The sequence below is a fragment of the Gemmatimonadota bacterium genome, assembly GCA_040882465.1.
GTDB lineage: Bacteria > Gemmatimonadota > Gemmatimonadetes > Longimicrobiales > Gaopeijiaceae > JBBEBG01.
Genome location: JBBEBG010000026.1, coordinates 330,207 through 349,032 on the forward strand (window position 1 = coordinate 330,207; position 18,826 = coordinate 349,032).

Annotated in this window: 17 protein-coding genes; 11 read left to right on the forward strand and 6 right to left on the reverse strand. The window is 67.6% G+C overall.

Annotation, left to right across the window (positions count from 1 at the left end):
* Window positions 1-86: 86 nt before the first annotated feature.
* Window positions 87-839 carry an alpha/beta fold hydrolase gene (locus WEG36_09465; protein MEX1257834.1) on the reverse strand — a complete coding sequence of 251 codons (753 nt, stop codon included), beginning with the start codon at window positions 837-839 and terminating at the stop codon, window positions 87-89.
* Window positions 840-1,041: 202 nt separating this feature from the next.
* Between WEG36_09465 and WEG36_09470 the strand changes: the two genes are divergently transcribed.
* The gene (locus WEG36_09470) at window positions 1,042-1,833 is read left to right on the forward strand and encodes an SDR family oxidoreductase (GenBank protein MEX1257835.1); all 792 of its coding nucleotides are present in this window, start codon (window positions 1,042-1,044) and stop codon (window positions 1,831-1,833) included.
* Between the two features lie 78 nt (window positions 1,834-1,911).
* On the opposite strand, the gene WEG36_09475 is transcribed toward WEG36_09470, so the two are convergent.
* Complete coding sequence (locus WEG36_09475; GenBank protein MEX1257836.1) at window positions 1,912-3,324, reverse strand: aspartate aminotransferase family protein; 1,413 nt, start codon at window positions 3,322-3,324, stop codon at window positions 1,912-1,914.
* 133 nt (window positions 3,325-3,457) lie between these two features.
* On the opposite strand from WEG36_09475, the gene WEG36_09480 reads away from it, so the two are divergent.
* A complete protein-coding gene (locus WEG36_09480) occupies window positions 3,458-4,468 on the forward strand; it encodes a sigma 54-interacting transcriptional regulator (GenBank protein MEX1257837.1) in 1,011 nt (336 codons plus the stop codon).
* A gap of 37 nt (window positions 4,469-4,505) precedes the next feature.
* On the opposite strand, the gene WEG36_09485 is transcribed toward WEG36_09480, so the two are convergent.
* The 3 genes from WEG36_09485 to ligA are packed head-to-tail and all read right to left on the reverse strand — an operon-like array spanning window position 4,506 to window position 9,512.
* Window positions 4,506-5,579: a calcium/sodium antiporter gene (locus WEG36_09485; protein ID MEX1257838.1), complete on the reverse strand. Its 1,074-nt coding sequence runs from the start codon at window positions 5,577-5,579 to the stop codon at window positions 4,506-4,508.
* Between the two features lie 19 nt (window positions 5,580-5,598).
* Window positions 5,599-7,431 (reverse strand): DNA polymerase/3'-5' exonuclease PolX, encoded by a 1,833-nt coding sequence (polX, locus tag WEG36_09490; GenBank protein MEX1257839.1) that lies wholly within the window; start codon window positions 7,429-7,431, stop codon window positions 5,599-5,601.
* A 17-nt stretch (window positions 7,432-7,448) separates the two neighbouring features.
* Entirely contained in the window at window positions 7,449-9,512 is a 2,064-nt protein-coding gene (ligA, locus tag WEG36_09495) for an NAD-dependent DNA ligase LigA (protein ID MEX1257840.1), read from the reverse strand.
* 127 nt (window positions 9,513-9,639) lie between these two features.
* Here ligA and WEG36_09500 point away from each other — a divergent pair, with 127 nt between their 5' ends.
* Genes WEG36_09500 through dacB form a run of 4 tightly spaced genes read left to right on the forward strand, consistent with a single transcriptional unit; the run spans window position 9,640 to window position 12,556 of the window.
* Window positions 9,640-10,209, forward strand: a complete 570-nt coding sequence (locus WEG36_09500) for an RNA polymerase sigma factor (protein MEX1257841.1) — start codon at window positions 9,640-9,642, stop codon at window positions 10,207-10,209.
* Window positions 10,206-10,679, forward strand: coding sequence for a zf-HC2 domain-containing protein (locus WEG36_09505; GenBank protein MEX1257842.1), 474 nt, complete (start codon window positions 10,206-10,208; stop codon window positions 10,677-10,679). Before WEG36_09500 ends, WEG36_09505 begins: the two co-directional genes overlap by 4 nt.
* 6 nt (window positions 10,680-10,685) lie before the next feature.
* Window positions 10,686-11,012, forward strand: a complete 327-nt coding sequence (locus WEG36_09510; GenBank protein ID MEX1257843.1) for a YbjQ family protein — start codon at window positions 10,686-10,688, stop codon at window positions 11,010-11,012.
* A 2-nt stretch (window positions 11,013-11,014) separates the two neighbouring features.
* Window positions 11,015-12,556 (forward strand): D-alanyl-D-alanine carboxypeptidase/D-alanyl-D-alanine-endopeptidase, encoded by a 1,542-nt coding sequence (gene dacB, locus WEG36_09515; GenBank protein ID MEX1257844.1) that lies wholly within the window; start codon window positions 11,015-11,017, stop codon window positions 12,554-12,556.
* A gap of 18 nt (window positions 12,557-12,574) precedes the next feature.
* Here dacB and WEG36_09520 read toward each other — a convergent pair whose 3' ends face one another.
* A complete protein-coding gene (locus WEG36_09520) occupies window positions 12,575-13,477 on the reverse strand; it encodes a patatin-like phospholipase family protein (protein ID MEX1257845.1) in 903 nt (300 codons plus the stop codon).
* Window positions 13,478-13,635: 158 nt separating this feature from the next.
* Here WEG36_09520 and sufC point away from each other — a divergent pair, with 158 nt between their 5' ends.
* From sufC to WEG36_09545, 5 genes are read left to right on the forward strand one after another with little or no spacing between them, the layout of a single operon-like run.
* Window positions 13,636-14,409 carry a Fe-S cluster assembly ATPase SufC gene (sufC, locus tag WEG36_09525; GenBank protein ID MEX1257846.1) on the forward strand — a complete coding sequence of 258 codons (774 nt, stop codon included), beginning with the start codon at window positions 13,636-13,638 and terminating at the stop codon, window positions 14,407-14,409.
* A gap of 32 nt (window positions 14,410-14,441) precedes the next feature.
* Window positions 14,442-15,857: a Fe-S cluster assembly protein SufB gene (gene sufB, locus WEG36_09530; protein ID MEX1257847.1), complete on the forward strand. Its 1,416-nt coding sequence runs from the start codon at window positions 14,442-14,444 to the stop codon at window positions 15,855-15,857.
* Window positions 15,850-17,244: a Fe-S cluster assembly protein SufD gene (sufD, locus tag WEG36_09535; GenBank protein MEX1257848.1), complete on the forward strand. Its 1,395-nt coding sequence runs from the start codon at window positions 15,850-15,852 to the stop codon at window positions 17,242-17,244. Before sufB ends, sufD begins: the two co-directional genes overlap by 8 nt.
* Window positions 17,237-17,554, forward strand: a complete 318-nt coding sequence (locus WEG36_09540) for a non-heme iron oxygenase ferredoxin subunit (GenBank protein ID MEX1257849.1) — start codon at window positions 17,237-17,239, stop codon at window positions 17,552-17,554. The genes sufD and WEG36_09540 overlap by 8 nt, the downstream gene beginning before the upstream one ends.
* Complete coding sequence (locus tag WEG36_09545) at window positions 17,551-18,825, forward strand: cysteine desulfurase (GenBank protein ID MEX1257850.1); 1,275 nt, start codon at window positions 17,551-17,553, stop codon at window positions 18,823-18,825. The genes WEG36_09540 and WEG36_09545 overlap by 4 nt, the downstream gene beginning before the upstream one ends.
* Window position 18,826 lies beyond the last annotated feature (1 nt).

The window sequence follows — 18,826 nt, forward strand, 5'->3', positions numbered from 1 at the left end:
ACCCTCGGTTTCGAGGGACCGCAAGTATATGAACCCCCCATCGGGCGATCAAGGCCCGGGGCCTGGCGCGCCGCCTCTTCGTCCCCCTACCAGGCGGGTTCCGTTTTTAGCGGAATGGATTCGTCCGGCGTGGAGGGGTTCTCGCTCCCGTGGAGGAGGAAGGCCAGCACCTCATCGAGCGTCCGCCTGTCGCTGAGAAGCCCGTGATGCGAAGGACAGCAGACCTCGACGTTTCGTGCGCCGGGGAGCATCGCCGAAGAGCTCGGGATCACGTTGAGATCCACCGGCGTGCGAATCGCCAGGATCTCGATGGGGAGGCCGACCGTCTCTCCGTTGAGCCGATCGAGGAATGCGCTTCCCGGCACCATCTCGCGTCCGCCGTCCCCCCAGGCGAGCGCGGCGGTCACCGTGCCCCGGTGAGGGGTCCCGAGGAATACCGCGCGCCGGATTCTCCGTTCGCCCCCCTGCGACCGCATGTATTCACGCACGGCGAGGCCCCCCATGGAGTGCGCCACGATATCCACCTGCGTGGCACCCGTCCGCATCCGGATCGCGTCCACGGCGCGGGCGATCTGGAAGGCGTTTAATTCGTTGCTCCCGATCGGGTCCTGAAAGGTGACGCCCGACACGAGCTCGGAAGGCCACCCCTCCTCGAGAAGGCGGGCCCGGATCGGCGCGAGCTCGGAGGCCCGGTCCCTCCAGCCAGGAACGAGGAGGACAGGAAAGGTCTCGGCTCGTGCCGAAAGGGCCGCCTCCTGGGCGTTCGCTCCCATCGGAGCGAAGCACGCCAGAGAGACCGCCAGCACCAGCGCCCTTCGATGGTTTCCGATGATTCTCATCCGACCATCCTCTCGAGATCCATTTCCTTATCGATTTCCTTCCCGGCCGACCCACCGCCTCGCGCGTCGGCCGGGCGGTTCCGCGATGCCCGGCCCCCCTCTATCTTCCCCCGAGATCCTCCAGGGCTCCGATCCGGGATACCCCGCGGGGACCGATTAGGATCGGCCGCTTCCCTTCGCGTCCCTCAAAGGAATGGATGGCATGGCTCCCGACGCCGGAACCCAACGATGGGCCCTGGTCCTCGGCGCGTCCAGCGGATTCGGTGAAGCGTGCGCCCGGGCCTTCGCTGGGGCCGGTTATCACATCTTCGGGGTCCACCTCGACCGGCGGCCCGGGCTGGAGAAGGTGGAGGCGCTCAAAGCGGATCTCGTCGCAGTCGGGAGGAAGGCGGTCTTCTTCAACATCAACGCGGCGGATCCCGAGAAGATGGAGGCCGCCGTCGAGGAGATGGCCTCGCACCTCTCTCCTGGCGACGACATCGGCGTCCTCATGCACTCCCTCGCCTTCGGGACCCTCCGCCCCTTCGTGGGGGACGAGGCGGTGACGCCCGCCCAGATGGACATGACCGTGCGCGTGATGGCTCACTCCCTCGTGGACTGGACGCGGGCCATCGTAAACCGGGGGCTCATGGGGCGGGGGGGACGGATCTTCGCGATGACCTCCTCGGGTTCGACGCGAGCGATTCCCTCATACGGCCCGGTCTCCGCCGCGAAGGCCGCGCTCGAATCGCACTGCCGGCAGCTCGCCTACGAGCTCGCCCCGAGAGGGATCACGGCCAACGCGCTTCGCGGCGGCGTCACCGACACACCCGCCCTCCGGAAGATTCCCGGGAGCGACGTCCTCCTCGAACACGCTCTCGCGCGAAACCCCTCGCGTCGCCTCACGACTCCCGAGGATGTCGCGGCTGCGGCGGTCGCCCTCTCCTCTCCATTGACTCATTGGGTCACCGGGAACGTGATCAACGTGGACGGGGGTGAGGAGATCACGGGGTAGGCGGCCGCCGCGGGTGCGCGGCGCACGCAAACTTCCACCATCCGCCCATCCGCCGCGCTCGCGTGGCGCGAGCCCGTCTCAGCGGGTCCGCATGCGCGCCACGAGCTCCTCGAGTGTGGCGGCGGCCCAATCGAGCTGCGTTCTGCTGATGGTCAGGGGAGGCGTAATCTCCACGACTTCCCCCCGGTCACCCGCGGCGAGCACGAGCAGCCCCCGTCGCAACGCCTCTTTCGCGAGCCGGGCTCCGCCCCCTTCCCAGGGATCGGGTCTCCGATCCGATCCGGGCTCCGGAGGACGGACGAGCTCGATCCCGATAAAGAGCCCCCTTCCGCGCACGGCCCCAACGTGGGGAAGGTCTCCGAGCGACTCCCGCAGCCGCACCAGAAGTCGTTCCCCCTCGGCGCGTGACCGCGCCACGAGCCCTTCGTCCTCCAGGACATCGAGAAAGGCGAGGGATGCGGCGCACGCGAGGGGGTGTCCAAGGAAGGTCGAGGTGTGGAGCGCCTCTCCCTTGGACGGGGGCCAGGCATCCATCACCTCGCGCGGCCCCAAGCAAGCGCTGAGTGGGAGCCCGCCCCCGAGCGACTTCCCCAGGCAAAGAATGTCGGGGACGATCCCCTCCTCCTGAAACGCGAAGAGGGAGCCGGTCCGCCCGAACCCGGTGAAGACCTCGTCCACGATCAGCGCGACCCGCGCTTCCCGCGCACGGTCCGCGAGAGCTGCGAGAAAACCGGGCGGCGCGAGGCGAATTCCCCCCCGCCCCTGGATCGGTTCGACGATGACGCATCCGGGCGGCTCGCCGCGGTCCGCCCCTTCGATCAGCGCTTCGTTGAACGCTTCGAGAGCCCGCACCGCCCCGGAGTGGCCGTCGCGCCCGGCATCCGGGAAGGGAATGTGAAACACGCTTTTGGGAATCCGCGAGCGAAAGGGAGCTCGAAAGGCCTGGCGCGCCGTGACGGAAAGAGCTCCGAGGGTCAGGCCGTGGTATCCCCCCTGGAAGGCGACGACGCCCCCCTTCCCGGTGAGGAGCTGCGCGGTCTTGAGCGCGATCTCGACCGCCTCCGACCCCGTGGACGCGAGGACGGCGCGCGGTTCCTCGAAGGGGGTCAACGCCCCGAGGCGCTCGAGGAGGGCGACTTTCGCGGCGGGGGGATGGACGTCTCCCATCCCATGCGCGAGCAGGGCCGCCTGCCGAACCACCGCCTCCACGATGCGCGGGTGCTGGTGTCCCGCGGCGGCGACCCCGAATGCCCCGGTGAGATCGAGGAAGACGTTGCCGTCGGCGTCGCGCACGTTGGATCCGCGCGCCGCGCGCCAGAAGACGGGCCACTCGTCGTCGGTGTAAGTGACGTTGCGTGATTCGACTGCCGCCAGCCGCTCCCCGAGCGCACGCGAAGCCGGCCCGGGAATGGGCCCGGTGACGGCCGGAAGGAGCGATCCGAGCTCGGGCACCGCCCTCCCCGCCTCACCCTGGGTGTGATTTTCCGTCATCCCGCCGGAAGTGTTGGGATCCGGGCGGCGGCGGCGCTGATTGCGCCCTCGCGCACGAGATCCACCCTGTTGCCCCGCATTCTCCATATCTTAGTGGAGCGCCTGCCCGACGAGCCAACGAGAGGACGGACGAATGACCGCGATCTGGGGCGGATACGATGGAGAGGTGAAGAAGAAGAAATCTGTCGCGCTTCAACCGGACCCGGCCTCGGACCTGGTCGGAGAGTCGCAGGAGTTCCTCAACGCCCTCTCGACCGTGCGCCGCCTCATCGGCGAGGGATCGCCGATCATCGTCCTCCAGGGTGAGTCGGGAACCGGAAAGACGGTCTTCGCCCGGAGCATCCACTACCGCGGGGCGAGCCCGGCCGACCCCTTCCTGACGGTGCAGTGCTCCCTCCTCCCCACCGAGCTGATCGAGCCCGAGCTTTTCGGGGCTCCCGCCGGATCCCTTCCGGGACAGACCGAGCGGAAGCCTGGAATTCTCGAGCTCGCCGGGAGAGGAACCGTCTTCCTGGACGACGTGCAGGTCCTCCCCCCCACCCTGCAAAGCCGGCTCCTCGATCTCCTTCGGGAGGAGCCGGGAAGCCCAGCGCTCCACTGCCGGGTTCTCGCGGCCTCACGCAATTGGCCTCCACCGGAAGGGAGCCAGGAGCCGGTCCAGCCCGACTTTCACATCCTCCTCATGCGGCACGCCGTCGAGCTCCCGCCGCTCCGCAAGCGTGGCCGCGACCTCGAGATCCTCGTCCGCCACTTCCTGGACCGGTGGGGCGCGGAGCGCGGGGTGCCGGCCCCCGACTGCGAGCCCGAGGCGATCGCCGCTCTCTACGCGCACCCCTGGCCCGGAAACGTCCGGGAGCTCCGTAACACCGTCGAGCGCGCGGCCCGGCTCGCTTCCGGAGGACGGATTCGTATCGGGCACCTCCAGATCCAGACGCGCGAGCATCGCGCCCTCGCCGGCCAGGGCGAATTCGCCCCGGATATGATCGTCATCCCGGCCACCGGAAAGCCACTCGAACAGATCGAGCGGGAGGCTCTCGCGGCCTCTCTCGGCCTGGCGGGGGGAAACCGCGACGCGGCAGCCGGCCTCCTCAAGATCGATCGCTCCACCCTCGACGAAAAGCTGGCCAAGCACGGCATCGGCTGAGCCTCGCCGTCCCCCGGCGCGCGGATTCGCCTGAGAATTACGCGAAGACCGCGCGTGCGTAAAGGATCCACACCCAGGCGGCGACGTAGAGGAGGAGGAGGAGGACACCCTCCCATCGCGCAATCCGACCCTCCGACCTGGCCATCGGGAGGATGATCAGGGAAAGGAGCAGGACGGCGGGATACTCGACGCGGAGGAGGAGGGGGTTCACCGAGATCGGCGCGAGGAGAGCGGTCCCCCCCAGGACGAAAGTCAGGTTGAAGATGTTCGAACCCACGATATTCCCGACGGCGAGATCCGATTCGCCGCGGAGCGCCGCGATCACGGTCGTGGCCAGTTCGGGAAGGGAGGTGCCCACCGCGACCACCGAGAGTCCCAGGAGCACCTCCGGGACGCCGAGAAGCCGCGCGACCTCCGTCGCCCCGATCACGATCCCCCTCCCTCCCACGACCAGCCCGGCGACCCCGACGATCACGAGCGCGATGGAAGGGAGGTGGGCCCTCAACCCGGAGGCCCTTCCCCAGGGTCTCGGGTGGGCGCCCTCCGACCCCCTCGCGGCCCCCGGGCTCCCTCCCACATTCATCTCCTCCATCTGTTCGAGCGCCGCCTCAGCTCCCGCCGTCTCGCTTCCGGGAAGACGCGAGGGGGGGAGCGACGCCGCTTCCCGCCGCGCCAGCCGAATCAGGAAAACAAGGTAGACGAAGAGGAGAGCAGCGAGAATGAAACCTTCCACCCGCCCCATCCGGAGGTTGAGCATGAGGGGGTAAGTGATCAGGGTGACAGCGAGCATCCAGGGGACTTCGCGGCGCACCGCCTGCGCGGCCACCGTGAGAGGCTTCATCAGGGCGGCGAGCCCCAGGATGAGCCCGATGTTCGCGAGGTTCGATCCGAAGACGTTCCCGGCGGCGAGGTCCGGGCTCCCGCGGAGCGCGGCCAGGGCGCTCACCACGAGCTCGGGCGCGGACGTTCCCATCGAGACGACGGTGAGCCCGATCACGATCGAGGGAATTCCCGCCGCGCGTCCGAGCGAGGCGGCACCGTGGATGAGCCACTCGGCCGCGACCCAGAGGAGCCCGATCCCCCCGACGAGGAAAAGAGTCGGAATCAGCATCGTCCATCCCCGGCTCCCCTCACGTTGAATTCCCGCGCGAATTCGATTCCCCTCGGGAGAGCCACCGTCTCAGTTCCTCGAGGGGTTTCGCGTTTAGGACGTCCCGCGGCTCCAGCCATCCCCGCTGCGCCTGGAGGAGGGCGGGTTCGATCTGACCCAACGTGTCCGTCCGGTGCGCGTCCGTCCCGACACTCACGAGAAGCCCCAACTCCCGCGCCCGAAAGAGGTGCCTGTCGTGCAGGTCGAGACGCCTCGGATTCGCGTTCAACTCCACCGCGACGTCATGCTCCCGCGCGCCTTCCAGCACCGCCTCGACATCCATTCCATAGGGCTCGCGGCGGCCCAGGAGTCGCCCGGTAGGATGCACCAGGACGTCCACCGCTGGATGGGCGAGCGCCTTCAGAACGCGCTCGGCCTGCGCGGCGGGATCGAGGTGGAAGTGAGAGTGGACGGCCACGAGGACGATGTCGAGCAGGTCGAGCGACTCGTCGGGAAGGTCGAGCGATCCGTCTTTCAGGATGTCCACCTCGCACCCGTGGAATACGACGATTCCCTCGACCGCCTCCCGGACCACCGCCACCTCCGCCGCTTGCTCCCGCAGCCGTTCGGGGGTCAGCCCGTTCGCGACAGTCACCGCCTGGGAATGGTCGGTGATCGCCATGTATTGGTAGCCGCGCTCGCGGCAAGCGCGCAGCATCGCCTCGATGGAGTCCCGTCCGTCGCTCCAGGTCGAATGCATGTGGAGGTCCCCGCGGATGTCGGAGAGTTGGACGAGCTGGGGAAGGCGTCCCTCCCGGGCGGCCTCGATCTCCCCGCGGCCTTCGCGGAGCACTGGAGGAATCCAGGGGAGTCCCACGGCCTCGAAGACCTCTTCCTCGGTCGCCCCGCAGATCCGTTCTCCCTCCGGAGCCCGGGCTTCGTCCTCCACGCCCTTCGACTCCCTTTTCGCGGCGCCTTTCCCGTCTCTGGACTCGAGACGAAAGACCCCGTATTCCGAGACGCGGAGCCCGCGTTCCCGAGCGATGGTGCGGATCTGGACGTTGTGCTCCTTGGACCCGGTGAAGTGATGGAGTGCCGCACCGTGATTCTCTTCGGAGAGGACACGGAGATCCACGGGAAGACCCGAACGAAGCACGACCCGTCCTCTCGTCTCGCCGGACGCCTCCACGCGCTCCACGCCGGCGTACCCCGTGAAGTGATCCATCACCCAGCGCGCGGCGCCCGCATTTTCGTGCGCTTGCAGGACGGCGAGAAGATCGATGTCCCCCACGGTCTCGACCCCCCGCCGGAAGCTCCCGGCCACGTCGAGGCGGGTGACGCCCTTCGCCTTCTCCATGTGGTCGAGGAGAGGGCGCAGCACTTCCCCCGCCTCTCCCCGCAGGAAACGTCCCTGGTGTTTCCGGAACCCCTCGATCGCCTGAAGAATCTTTTCGGCGCTCTTTTTTCCGAACCCTTCGAGCTCCGCGACCCGCCCGTCCCGCACCGCCGCCTCGAGGCGATCCACGGAGGTGACGCCGAGCTCCTTCCAGAGCTTCTTCGCCTTTTTCGGACCGACTCCCTCGATCTTGGTGAGGACCGCGAGCTCCCGGGGGACCTCCTTCGCGACCTCTTCGAGCAGCTCCATCCCGCCCGTGTCGAGCAGCTCGTGGATCTGCCCCGAGAGGTCCTCGCCGATCCCGGGGAGTTCTTCGAGATCCTCCCCGTTCGCGACCATCTCGGCGAGCGGCCGGGTCAGGCCCCGGATGAGACGGATCGCATTCCGATAGGCCCGGATGCGAAAGGGGTTCGAACCCTTGATTTCCAGGAGGTCGGCGAGCTCCTCCAGCCGTGTCGCGATCTCGATGTTTTCCATGCGGTGCTCCCCTCTCCTCACGGCTCGATTCCGGCGTCGCGAAGGAGAGCGAAGAAGCCCTCTTCGTCTAGCACCGCGACCCCGAGCTCCCTCGCCTTTTCGAGCTTGGAGCCGGAAGCCTCACCCGCCACGACGAAGTCCGTGTCCACGCTCACAGCCGAAGTGGCCTGCCCTCCAGCCTCTTCCACCAGCCGCTTCGCCCTCGAGCGAGGCATCGCGTCGAGCCCCCCCGTGAAGACAAATTTTTTCCCCTGGAAGGGCCCCTCACCCGCACCGGCGGCGGGAACGGCGAGAGACTCCATCTTCCCGCGCACCGCGGCAATGGCCGCGGCATTTCGCGCCTCGGCGAAGAAGCCGAGGATCTGCTCCGCCATCTTCGGTCCGACCCCGGGCACTCCTTGCAGCTCATCCGCGTCCGCCTCCCCGAAGCGCTCGAAGTCGCGAAAGTGGAGGGCGAGGTCCCGGGCCACCGCGACCCCCACTTCGGGGATCCCAAGGCCGTAGAGGAACCGCCGAAGCTCGGTGTGCCGCCGTGCCTGGATCGCGGCGACCAGCTTCTCCGCCGATTTCGCCGCGAAGCCCGGAAGGGGGAAGAGCATCTCCGTCGTGAGGTCGAAGAGGTCCGAGAGGTCGCGCACCAGCTCCCTCTCGACCAGGAGGGCGGCCGTTTCCCCTCCGAGCCCTTCGATGTCGAGCCCGTCCCGGGAGGCGAAGTGGGTGATCCGGGCCTTCAGCTGCACCGAACAGCCGAAGCGGTTGGGACAATACGTGCGCGGCCCCTCGATCCGCACCGGCGTCCCGCAATTCGGACAGGCTTCGGGCATCCGGAAGGGTTCGGCCCTGACGCGTCCTTTTTCGGGAATGACCTCCACGACCTGCGGGATCACGTCCCCCGCCCGCTGCACCCGGACGAGATCCCCCTCGCGAATGTCCTTCCGCTCGAGTTCCTCCCGATTGTGGAGCGTCGCCCGGGACACGGTGACGCCACCGACCTCGACGGGGCGAAGGAGAGCGACCGGGGTGAGAACGCCGGTGCGCCCGACCTGCACCGCGATCCGATCGATCCGCGTGACCTCCTTCCGGGGCTCGAATTTGAGTGCGAACGCCCACCGCGGGTGCCGCGACGTGCTCCCCAAGTCGGCCCGCGCGTCGAGCTCGTTCACCTTCACGACGATTCCGTCGATCTCGTAGTCGAGCTTGTCGCGGTCCCGTTCGTACCGGGCGTGGTAATCGAGTATTTCGTCGGCGTCGCGCGCCACCTCCACGCGCTCCGGGACCCGGAACCCCCACGCCTCCAGCGCCTCGAGCCCGTCGCTGTCGGTTCGAAAGTTCGCCCCGCGCACATCGAGGATGTCGTAGGCGAGGCAGTCGAGCGGGCGGCGCGCGGTGATTGTAGAGTCGAGCTGGCGGAGCGCGCCGGCCGTAGAATTCCGCGGGTTGGCGAAGGGCTCTTTCCCCTCTTCGAGGAGGGATTCGTTCAGCGCCTCGAAGGCCGGGAGCGATGTGAGCACCTCTCCCCTGACCGAAAGGAACTCGGGAACGGGGCGCTTCTCATCGCGAAGGCGGAGGGGTACGGAAGCGATCGTCCGCACGTTTTCGGTGACCCCTTCCCCCTCCCGCCCGTTCCCCCGCGTCACCCCCCGCGACAGCACTCCACGCTCGTAGACCAGTTCGATCGAGACGCCGTCCAGCTTCGGCTCGAGGAGGTATTCGACGGCTCCCCCCTCCACCCCCTTTCGCACCCTCTCGTCGAAGCGGCGGAGCTCGGCCGGATCGTTCGTCGAGTCGAGAGAGAGCATCGGGACGACATGTTCTATGGCCGGGAGATCGTCCCGCGGCTCGCCTCCCACGCGCAGCGTCGGGGAATCTGGAGTGACGAGGTCGGGAAACGCCGCCTCGACCTCCTTGAGGCGCTGGAAGAGGCGGTCAAACAAGGAATCCGAAATCTCGGGGGCGTCTTCCACGTGGTAGAGGCGATCGTGCCGGCGGATCTCGGCGCGGAGCGCCTCGGCCTCCGAGGAAGCCTTTCCCCGGCCGAGTTCGGCCACGGGGACTTCGAGATCGTAGGTGGGCTGCGCCATAACCCCTATCTTCGGTGCCATGCCGCGGCCGCGGTAGGGGAGGCGGTCGAAGGATTTTGATGGCCGGTACGTAATCAGCATCAGTGTGACCCTCGTGTGGTGCTTCTCCAGAAAAGAAGGAGAGTCATTGCAGCCAGAAGTAGAACGCGAGTTGGTGCACAGATGCCGGGCGGGAGACACCCGATTCTACGAACCCCTGGTCCGGGCCTATGAACCTCAGGGACTCCGGCTCGCCCTCGGGATGATGGGAAACGCGGACGATGCGCGCGACGCACTCCAGGAAGCCTTCGTGAAAACGTATCAATCCCTCGACCGCTTCGATTCGGGGCGGGCATTCGGCCCCTGGTTTTTCCAGATTCTCCGGAACCAGTGCCGCGACATGCTCCGGAGCCGGCGCGCCCGGTTCCGGATGGAGGTCGTGGAGGACGGGCTTCTCGAGTTTCGGCCGGATACGGGGCCCGGAAGCGCCGCTCGGCACCAGGCGCGCTCCGATGCGCGGCGCGTCCTCTGGACGGCGCTCGAACAGCTTCCGGAGGATCAGCGGGAAGTCCTCGTATTGAAGGAGCTCCAGGGACTCCGCTATCAGGAGATCGCGTCGGTCCTCGAGGTCCCCGAAGGCACGGTGGCGAGCCGGCTCTTTCACGCGCGCAAAGCGCTGAAGGAAACCTTAGACGAGATGGGGGTGAGGTACCCGTGACTCATGAACCGATCGGCACCGGAGCGGTGCCGGAAAACGGAACGACGGACACGGATGTCCCGCACGAAACGCTCATGCGTTACCTCGACGGGGAGCTCCCTCCGGAAGAGCGGAAAAACGTGGACGCGGCGCTCGCCGCTTCGACGGAGCTCCGGCGGGAGCTCGCCCTCTACCACACTCTCCACGAAGACCTTTCGGGAATCTCATTCGACCGGAGGGAGCTCCGCGATTCGATCTGGTCGCGGGTCAACCGCCGGCTCGCGCGGCCGATTGGGTGGATCCTGCTCGGGGCGGGCGCTCTCGCATGGGCCGTTCACGTCGTTTACGTCTATTTTACCTCCACCGTTTCCTCCCTGGAGAAAGTCGCTACGAGCGCCGTGGTCATTGGCGTCCTCACCCTTCTCGCGACCGTGATCCACGATCGTTACCGCGAGTACCTGACGGATCCCTACCGGCACGTGGAGCGCTGAGCCCCGATGATCCTGACGACGACGAGCGAGATCCCCGGCCTCAAGGTCGTGCGCACCTATGGAATGGTGCGAGGAAGCACGATCCGCGCCCGGCACCTGGGGAAGGACATCCTCGCGGTCCTCCGAAACCTCGTGGGGGGCGAGATCCACGAGTACACGAGCATGCTTGCCGAAGCCCGCGAGCAGGCCGTCGACCGGATGATCGAAGACGCCAAGATGCTCGGCGCCAATGCGGTGATCTGCGTCCGCTTCCAGACTTCGCAGGTCGTCTCCGGGGCCGCCGAGCTCCTCTGCTATGGGACCGCCGTGACGTTGGAGCCCCACGAGGACTAGGCGTGTCGAATTCCCGAACCGCCCGACTTCGCTTGCGGATCCGGGACCTCATCCCGGGCGCGGCGCTTCTGGCTCTCGCGGGGTGCGGTGCCGCGGGGAGCGGCTCCGGCCTCGCCCCGGAACCGGCCGGACCTCCCTCCCTCGCCGAGCGGGTGGACGCTCTGCTGGCCGAACCTCCTTTCAACGGGATGCATTGGGGAATCCTCGTCGGGGATGCGGCCTCCGGCGCGACGCTCTACGCCAGGAATCCGGGAGTGCACTTCATTCCCGCTTCGAACATGAAGCTTCCGGCGACGGCCGCCGCGCTCGGGCTCCTCGGGCCGGACTACCGTTGGGACACGGCCTTCTACGCCACCGATGCCACCGAGGAGGGGGTGCTCGGGGGCGATCTCGTCCTCGTCGGGTCGGGCGATCCGACTCTTGGTGCGCCCTTTTACGACCCTCCGGAAGCAGCGCTCACCGCCCTCGTGGATTCCCTCCGCGCCGCCGGGGTCCTCCGGATCGAGGGAGGGCTCGTGCTCGACGCCTCGGCCTGGGACTCCGCCACCGCACCCGGCACCTGGATGCTCGAGGATGTCGCCGGGATGGCCGGCGCGACGGGCGGGGTCTTCGCGGTGCGGCAAGGGGCCCTCGAGATCTGGATTCGCGGGGCCTCCATCGTCGGAGAACCCGCGACCCTCTCGTGGCAGCCGTGGGGAGGCCGGGCTTTCGTCGAGGGTCGGATCGAGACGACGCCGCCGGGAACCTTTCCCTCCGTGGACAGAGCGTTCCTTCCGGAGTCCCGGCGGTGGGTCGTGACGGGGTCCGTTCCCACCGGCGACTCGCTCCGCGTGTTGGTGCCCCAGAGGGACCCGGTGCGCCTCGCCTGGGACGCGCTCCAGCGCGCCCTGGAAGAGGGGGGTGTGGAGGTCGGAGGGGAGTCGCGGATCGTTTGGGAGGCGGGCGCCCTCCTGGAGGCCGGGTGCCGGTCGGCGACGATTCCGTCCTGTCCAGCGGCGCGCCGGGTCGCGGGAATCCGGTCTCCCCCTCTGCGCGAGGTGGCGAGGCTCATCCTTTCCGAGAGCCACAACTGGTCGGCCGAACAGCTTCTCCGCACGCTCGGCGCGGAGCACGGGGGTGAGGGGAGCTGGCGGGCCGGGCTCGAGGCGGCGGTCGCCTACCTGGAAGAGGAGGTCGGGGTCTCGCCGCTCGACCTCGACGTGCGGGACGGATCCGGGCTCACGGCGAACGGCCTCCTCACCCCCCGCGCGGTCGTTCGAATCCTCGACTTCGCTCGGGAGCAAAGTTGGGGGGCCCAATTCCGCGCCTCGCTGGCTCAGCCGGACGTCGAGGACTCCACGCTGGAGTCGCGCCTTCCGGGGATGGAGGGAAGGGTCTTCGCGAAGACGGGGACCATCCGCCATGTGAATTCCCTCTCCGGATACGTCGTAACGGCGGGGGGGCGTGAGCTGGTCTTCAGCATCCTCACGAACGGCTCGAATCTTCCGTCCAGCGAGGTCAGGGGCCGGATCGACCGCCTTGTGCGGGAGATCGCGGAGCCCTGACTTGGCACGACCGAACGGTCAGCTCGCCCCGGCCGGGGACTCCCGTCCGGCCTCTCCGACCGCCTCGAGCCCGGCCACCCGCCCCAGCTCGAGGAATTCGCCCACCCGCTCGAAATCGAAGCCCCCGTACCCGTCCAGCTTCGGGCGGATGTAGAGGAGGGGAGGCCCTTCCCAGCCCGCGACACCCTCGCGCCGCCGCCGGCCCGCCATCAGCGAAAAGACGCGCTCGTGTACGGCGATCATCCCTCCGCCGACGACCTTCTCGGAGTCCACCCGCTCACCCGCGCCGACATCCACGGCCACGATCCCCGTGGCGCCGAGCTCCGCCGCCCGCGTGATGGGGAGCGCATCCGCCACGCCGCCGTCCAGATACACCCCGCCCACCAGGCGAACGGGAGGGTAAAAGACGGGAAGCGCCGTCGAGGCATAGACGGCGTCGAGGAGGGAGACGTCGGTTCGGGCGCCGATCCCGAACCACTCCATCCGGCCGGTGCCGAGCTCGACGGCGTTCGTCTGAAATCGCGTGACAAGCGACTTCCACCCCCCCCGCGGGAGGACCTTCGCCAGGTAGTCGCGCAGTGGTTCACCGTGGTAGAGGGACGATGCGCGGATCCCGTTCAGCCAGAGCGCGCGCCGTTGGAGGCGCGCAATGTCCCCACGCTCGAGCGACCGGGCTTCGACCTCCATCTCTTTGAGGGGCCTCCCGGCGGCAATATTCGCCCCCACGAGCGCGCCAATGCTCGTGCCGAGAATTCCTTCGGGAACGAAGCCGCGCTCCTGGAGAGCGCGCCAGACGCCCAGGTGTGCGAGCCCCTTGAGCCCCCCGCCTCCCAACACCAGCCAGGGCCTTTCGCCGAGGTGCACCCCCCCGATCTCGAGCCCCGTTTCCCGGTTCCCCCGTCCAAATCGCCAGAATCCCAACGTCCGGAGCCACCCCTTTCGAAACCCGTGAAAGCCTGCGATTCTTCATAATCTAGGCCCAAAATCGCCTTGACGCCTCTGGGACTTGCGCCTAGCTTTCGATAATCAGAATCATTCTCGATAAGCTTCCCTTCGACGCCTTCCACGCAGGCGAATGGATGACCGACCCCTCCACTCTCACGATCCGCGACCTCCGCGCCAAAGTCGCCGACGAGGACTTCGAGATCCTTCACGGTGTGGACCTCGAGCTCGGAGAGGGCGAGATCCACGCGATCATGGGCCCGAACGGCTCGGGGAAAAGCACGCTCGCGAAGGTCCTTGCAGGCCATCCCGGGTATGAGGTCACGGGCGGCGAGGTCCGCTTCCGGGGCGAGGACCTTCTCGAGCTCGAGCCGGATGCGCGCTCCCGCAAAGGGATCTTCCTCGCCTTTCAGTATCCGGTCGAGATCCCCGGGGTTTCGATCGCGAACTTTCTCAGGACCGCGCTTCAGGCGCATCTGGCGGAAGGGGAAGAGGTGGACCTCTTCGAGTTCCAGGACGAGCTCCTGGCTCGGATGGAGCTTCTCGAGATGCCCCCCTCCTTCGCGGAGCGGGCGGTCAACGACGGCTTCTCCGGAGGAGAAAAAAAGAGGAACGAGATCCTTCAGATGGCGATGCTTCGCCCCGTTCTCGCCCTCATGGACGAGACCGACTCGGGACTCGATATCGACGCCTTGCAGATCGTCGCGAAGGGGGTGCGGAAGCTGCACGAGGAGAGTCCGGAGATGACGGTTCTGATCATCACGCACTACCAGAGGCTCCTCGATTACATCCGGCCGGACCATGTGCACGTGATGGTCGGGGGCCGGATCGTGCGCTCGGGCGGGCCGGAGCTGGCCGAGGAACTGGAAGCGAAGGGGTACGAGGAGTTCCGGGCGCCCGCGACGGCCTGAGGGGCCGCGCGCTCGAAAAAGGGGAGGCATCCATGCCACAGAACGAAATCGTCCAGGACTTGGGGCTCGATCAGTACAAGTACCATTTCATCACCGAAGACGAGCCCGTCTTCCGGTCCGGGCGTGGGCTGAACGAAAAAGTCGTCCGCGAGATCTCCGCCCAGAAGGGGGAGCCGGAGTGGATGCTCAGCTTCCGCCTGAAGGCGCTCGAGATCTACAACGCGAAGCCGATGCCGACCTGGGGCGGCGACCTCTCGAACCTCGAGGCGGTCCTCGATCAGATCTACTTCTACGTGCGTCCCCAGGAGAAGATGGAGCGCTCCTGGGACGACGTGCCGGCGAACATCAAGGAGACCTTCGAGAAGCTCGGGATCCCCGAGGCGGAGCAGAAGATCCTCGCCGGGGTCGGCGCCCAGTACGAATCCGAGATGATCTATCACTCCCTCAAGGAGGAGTGGAACGCCAAGGGAGTCATTTTCGACTCGATCGAGGACGGGCTCAGGAACCACCCCGAGCTCTTCCGCGAGCACTTCGGCACGGTGATCCCCTCGGCGGACAACAAGTTCGCCGCGATGAACTCGGCGGTTTGGTCGGGAGGCTCCTTCGTGTACATCCCGAAGGGAGTCGAGCTCGACACCCCGCTACAGGCTTACTTCCGGGTGAACCAGGAGCAGATGGGGCAGTTCGAGCGGACCCTCATCATCGCGGACGAGGGATCGAAAGCACACTACATCGAGGGGTGCACGGCGCCGGTTTATTCCACGGAGTCGTTCCACTCCGGGGTGATCGAAATCATCGTGAAGGCCGGAGCGCACTTCCGGTATACGACGATCCAGAACTGGTCGAACAACATGTACAACCTCGTGACCCAGCGGGCGGTGGTGAAAGAGCACGCGACCATGGAGTGGCTGGACGGGAACCTCGGCTCGAAGCTCACGATGAAGTACCCCTCCTGCTATCTCGTCGGGGAGGGGGCGCACGGGTCCATTCTCTCGATCGCCTACGCCGGCAACGGACAGCACCAGGACACGGGTGGAAAGGTCGTCCATGCGGCTCCGCACACGACCTCTCAGATCATGTCCAAGTCCATCTCGAAGGGGACGGGGCGCTCCACATACCGCGGGCTCCTCAAGGTGCATGAGGGCTCGGTGAACGCGCGCTCGAACGTGGAGTGCGATGCCCTTCTCATCAACGACACCTCGCGGACCGACACCTATCCGTACATCGAGATCGAGGAACACAGCGCAAACGTCGGCCACGAGGCCTCGGTGTCGAAGGTCGGAGATGAGCAGCTCTTTTACCTGATGAGCCGGGGAATGTCCGAGGAAGAGGCCATGGCGCTCATCGTGCGCGGGTTCATCGAGCCGATCGCGAAGCTCCTCCCCCTCGAATACGCGGTCGAGTTGAACCGGCTCATCGAGCTCGAGATGGAGGGATCCGTTGGCTGAATCGGCAACAACGAGCCTGGCCGCGGCCACGCCGGCCCCGGAAGGGGTGACCGAGCGGATCAACCGCGCGGCGGTGGAGGCGCTCGCGGCCGGGGAGCCGAAATGGCTCCGCGAGCGGAGGCTGGAGGCATGGGCCACCTACGAGCGGACCCCGATGCCGACGACCCGGCTCGAGGAGTGGCGGTACACGAATCTCGCGCGGATGCTGCGCCTCGGCCGCCTCGCGCCCGTGGCGCGCGCTCCGCGGACCGTGGGGCCGGCCGGAGCCGCCAGGGCGGCAACGAATGGCGCGGCCATTCCTCCCGCGCTCGCGCGCGCGGTGGAGGGGGACCGCGCCGCCTCCGGCCACCTCCTCGAGATCGAAGGTTCGGTCGCGCGTGTGGATCTCCTCGACGAGCTCGCCGCGAAAGGCGTCGTCCTGGCTTCGCTTCGCGACGCGGTGGAGTCGCACGGAGAGCTCCTCGAGCGGATTCTCGCCGTGGAAGCCCTCCCCGCCACCGCCGGGAAGTTCCAGGCGCTCAACGCCGCCCTCTGGACGGACGGGATTCTCCTCGTCGTTCCGAAGGGGGTCCGGATGGAGCTCCCCGTTCGCGCGACGCGTTGGTACTCGAATCCCGGCCTGGCCCACTTCTCGCGGACGCTTGTCGTGGCGGAGCCGGGGAGTCGCGTTTCCTTCGTGGACGAATCCCTGTCGGCGGACTTCCCCGAGCAGGCCCTCGTCTCCTCGGCGGTGGAGGTCTTCGCCCGTGACGGCGCGCAGATCCAGTACGTGTCGCTCCAGCGCCTGGGGAAAGGCGCATTCCACCTCGCGCAGCAACGGACACTCGCGGGTCGGGACGCGACGCTCGACACGCTGAATCTGAGCTTCGGCGCCTCGGTGAGCCGGGTGGACCTGACCGCCGAGCTCCGCGGACCGGGCGCCAACTCGGATATGCTGGGCCTCTACTTCGGCGATGGGAACCAGCACTTCGATCACAACACGCGCCAGGACCACATCGCGCCGAACACGAAGAGCGACCTCCTCTACAAAGGCGCGCTCGACGGGCATGCGCGCGCGGTTTTCCGCGGGATCATTCGCGTCCACAAAGGCGCCCAGCAAACCGACGCCTACCAGACGAACCGGAACCTTCTCCTCTCGGAGCACGCGCGCGCGGACTCGCTCCCGAACCTCGAGATCGAGGCGGACGACGTGAAGTGCTCCCACGGCGCGACCGTCGGGGAGCTGGACCCTGAGCACCTCTTCTACCTGATGAGCCGCGGGCTCCCACGCGCTCAGGCGGAGCGGCTCGTGGTGATGGGATTCCTCGGTGAGGTCCTCTCCCGCCTTCCGTTGGGCGGAGTCGTGGAAAAGGTGACGGGGATCATCGAGTCGCGGCTGCATGGCTGAGTGGGTTCGGGCGGCGGCCCTGGCGGACTGTCCGGCGGAAGGGTGCTTGCGGGGGATCGAGGTGGCCGACGAACCGATCGTTCTCATCCGCTGGGAGGGCGAGCTCTTCGCGCTCGAGGACCGTTGCTCGCACCAGGACTTCCCCCTCTCCGACGGAGAGGTCGAAAACGGGCGGATCGAATGCGTCTTTCATGGCGCGAAGTTCGACGTCCGGACGGGGAAGGCGGTGCAGCTCCCCGCGATCAAGCCGGTGAAGAGCTTTCCCGTAGAGATTCGAGGGGACGAGGTATTCGTCCAGATGGATGCATGAAGGCACCCACGACGACAGATCCCGCTCCGAGCGCTCCGGCGCTCGACGTGGCCGCGGTCCGCGCCGACTTCCCGGCCCTCGCCCAGGAAGTGCATGGCCGCCCCCTCGCCTATCTGGACAACGCGGCGACCTCCCAGAAGCCGCGCGCCGTTCTCCAGGCGCTCCTGCATTATTACGAGAGGGACAACGCCAACGTGCACCGCGGGCTCCACGAGCTCTCCCGGCGCGCGACGGAAGGCTACGAGGGATCTCGTGCGCGGCTCGCCGCCTGGCTCGGAGCGGCCTCCCCTTCCGAGGTGATCTGGACTCGCGGGACGACCGAGTCCATCAACCTCGTGGCGGCGAGCTGGGGAGGGGCGAACCTCCGCGACGGGGACGAGGTCCTCCTCACCGAGATGGAGCACCACTCGAACATCGTCCCCTGGCAGCTCGTCGCGGAGCGGACCGGAGCCCGGCTCCGCTACGTCGGCCTCGACGACCAGGGGCGCCTGATCCTGGACCAGATCCAGGAGATCCTTGCCGGCGGGCGGGTCAAGATCGCGGCGGTGGGCCACGTCTCGAACGCGCTCGGGACTATCAATCCCGTCGCCGAGATCGCCGCGCTCGTTCACGACGCCGGCGCTCTCCTCCTCGTGGACGGAGCGCAGGGGGCGGCCCACCACGGCGTGGACGTGCGAGCGCTGTGCTGCGACTTCTACGCTCTTTCGGGCCACAAGATGTGCGGACCCACCGGGATCGGGGCCCTCTGGGCCCGCGCGGAGCTCCTGGAGGCGATGCCGCCGTACCAGGGGGGTGGCGAGATGATCGATCTCGTCGAGAAGGAGCGCTCCACCTGGGCGGCCCTCCCCCACAAGTTCGAGGCGGGAACGCCGAACATCGCGGGAGCGATCGCGATGGAGGCCGCCGTGAACTACCTGGCCGGCGCCGGCCACGACGCCATCCTCCGGCACGAGCAGGCACTGGTGACGTACGCCCTCGAGCGCCTTCGCGAGATCCCCGGAATTCGGCTCTTCGGCCCGGAGGATCCGGACGAACGCGCCGGCGTCGTCTCCTTTACGCTTCCGGAGGCGCACCCCCACGACATCTCCACCGTCCTGGACAGCGAAGGGGTGGCGATCCGGGCCGGGCACCACTGCGCCCAGCTCGTGATGCGCCGCTTCCGCGTCTCCGCGACGGCGCGTGCTTCCTTCTACCTCTATAACACGACCGAAGAGGTGGACCGGCTGGTCGAGGGCCTCCATTCCGTGCAGTCCCTCTTCGGCGGAGCCTGAC

Coding starts and splice junctions, on each gene's coding strand:
- WEG36_09510 (MEX1257843.1), top strand. CDS start 10,686: ATGATCCTGACGACGACGAGCGAGATCCCCGGCCTCAAGGTCGTGCGC.
- WEG36_09485 (MEX1257838.1), bottom strand. CDS start 5,579: ATGCTGATTCCGACTCTTTTCCTCGTCGGGGGGATCGGGCTCCTCTGG.
- polX (MEX1257839.1), bottom strand. CDS start 7,431: ATGGAAAACATCGAGATCGCGACACGGCTGGAGGAGCTCGCCGACCTC.
- sufC (MEX1257846.1), top strand. CDS start 13,636: ATGACCGACCCCTCCACTCTCACGATCCGCGACCTCCGCGCCAAAGTC.
- WEG36_09475 (MEX1257836.1), bottom strand. CDS start 3,324: ATGACGGAAAATCACACCCAGGGTGAGGCGGGGAGGGCGGTGCCCGAG.
- WEG36_09540 (MEX1257849.1), top strand. CDS start 17,237: ATGGCTGAGTGGGTTCGGGCGGCGGCCCTGGCGGACTGTCCGGCGGAA.
- WEG36_09480 (MEX1257837.1), top strand. CDS start 3,458: ATGACCGCGATCTGGGGCGGATACGATGGAGAGGTGAAGAAGAAGAAA.
- sufB (MEX1257847.1), top strand. CDS start 14,442: ATGCCACAGAACGAAATCGTCCAGGACTTGGGGCTCGATCAGTACAAG.
- WEG36_09470 (MEX1257835.1), top strand. CDS start 1,042: ATGGCTCCCGACGCCGGAACCCAACGATGGGCCCTGGTCCTCGGCGCG.
- ligA (MEX1257840.1), bottom strand. CDS start 9,512: ATGGCGCAGCCCACCTACGATCTCGAAGTCCCCGTGGCCGAACTCGGC.
- WEG36_09545 (MEX1257850.1), top strand. CDS start 17,551: ATGAAGGCACCCACGACGACAGATCCCGCTCCGAGCGCTCCGGCGCTC.
- WEG36_09465 (MEX1257834.1), bottom strand. CDS start 839: ATGAGAATCATCGGAAACCATCGAAGGGCGCTGGTGCTGGCGGTCTCT.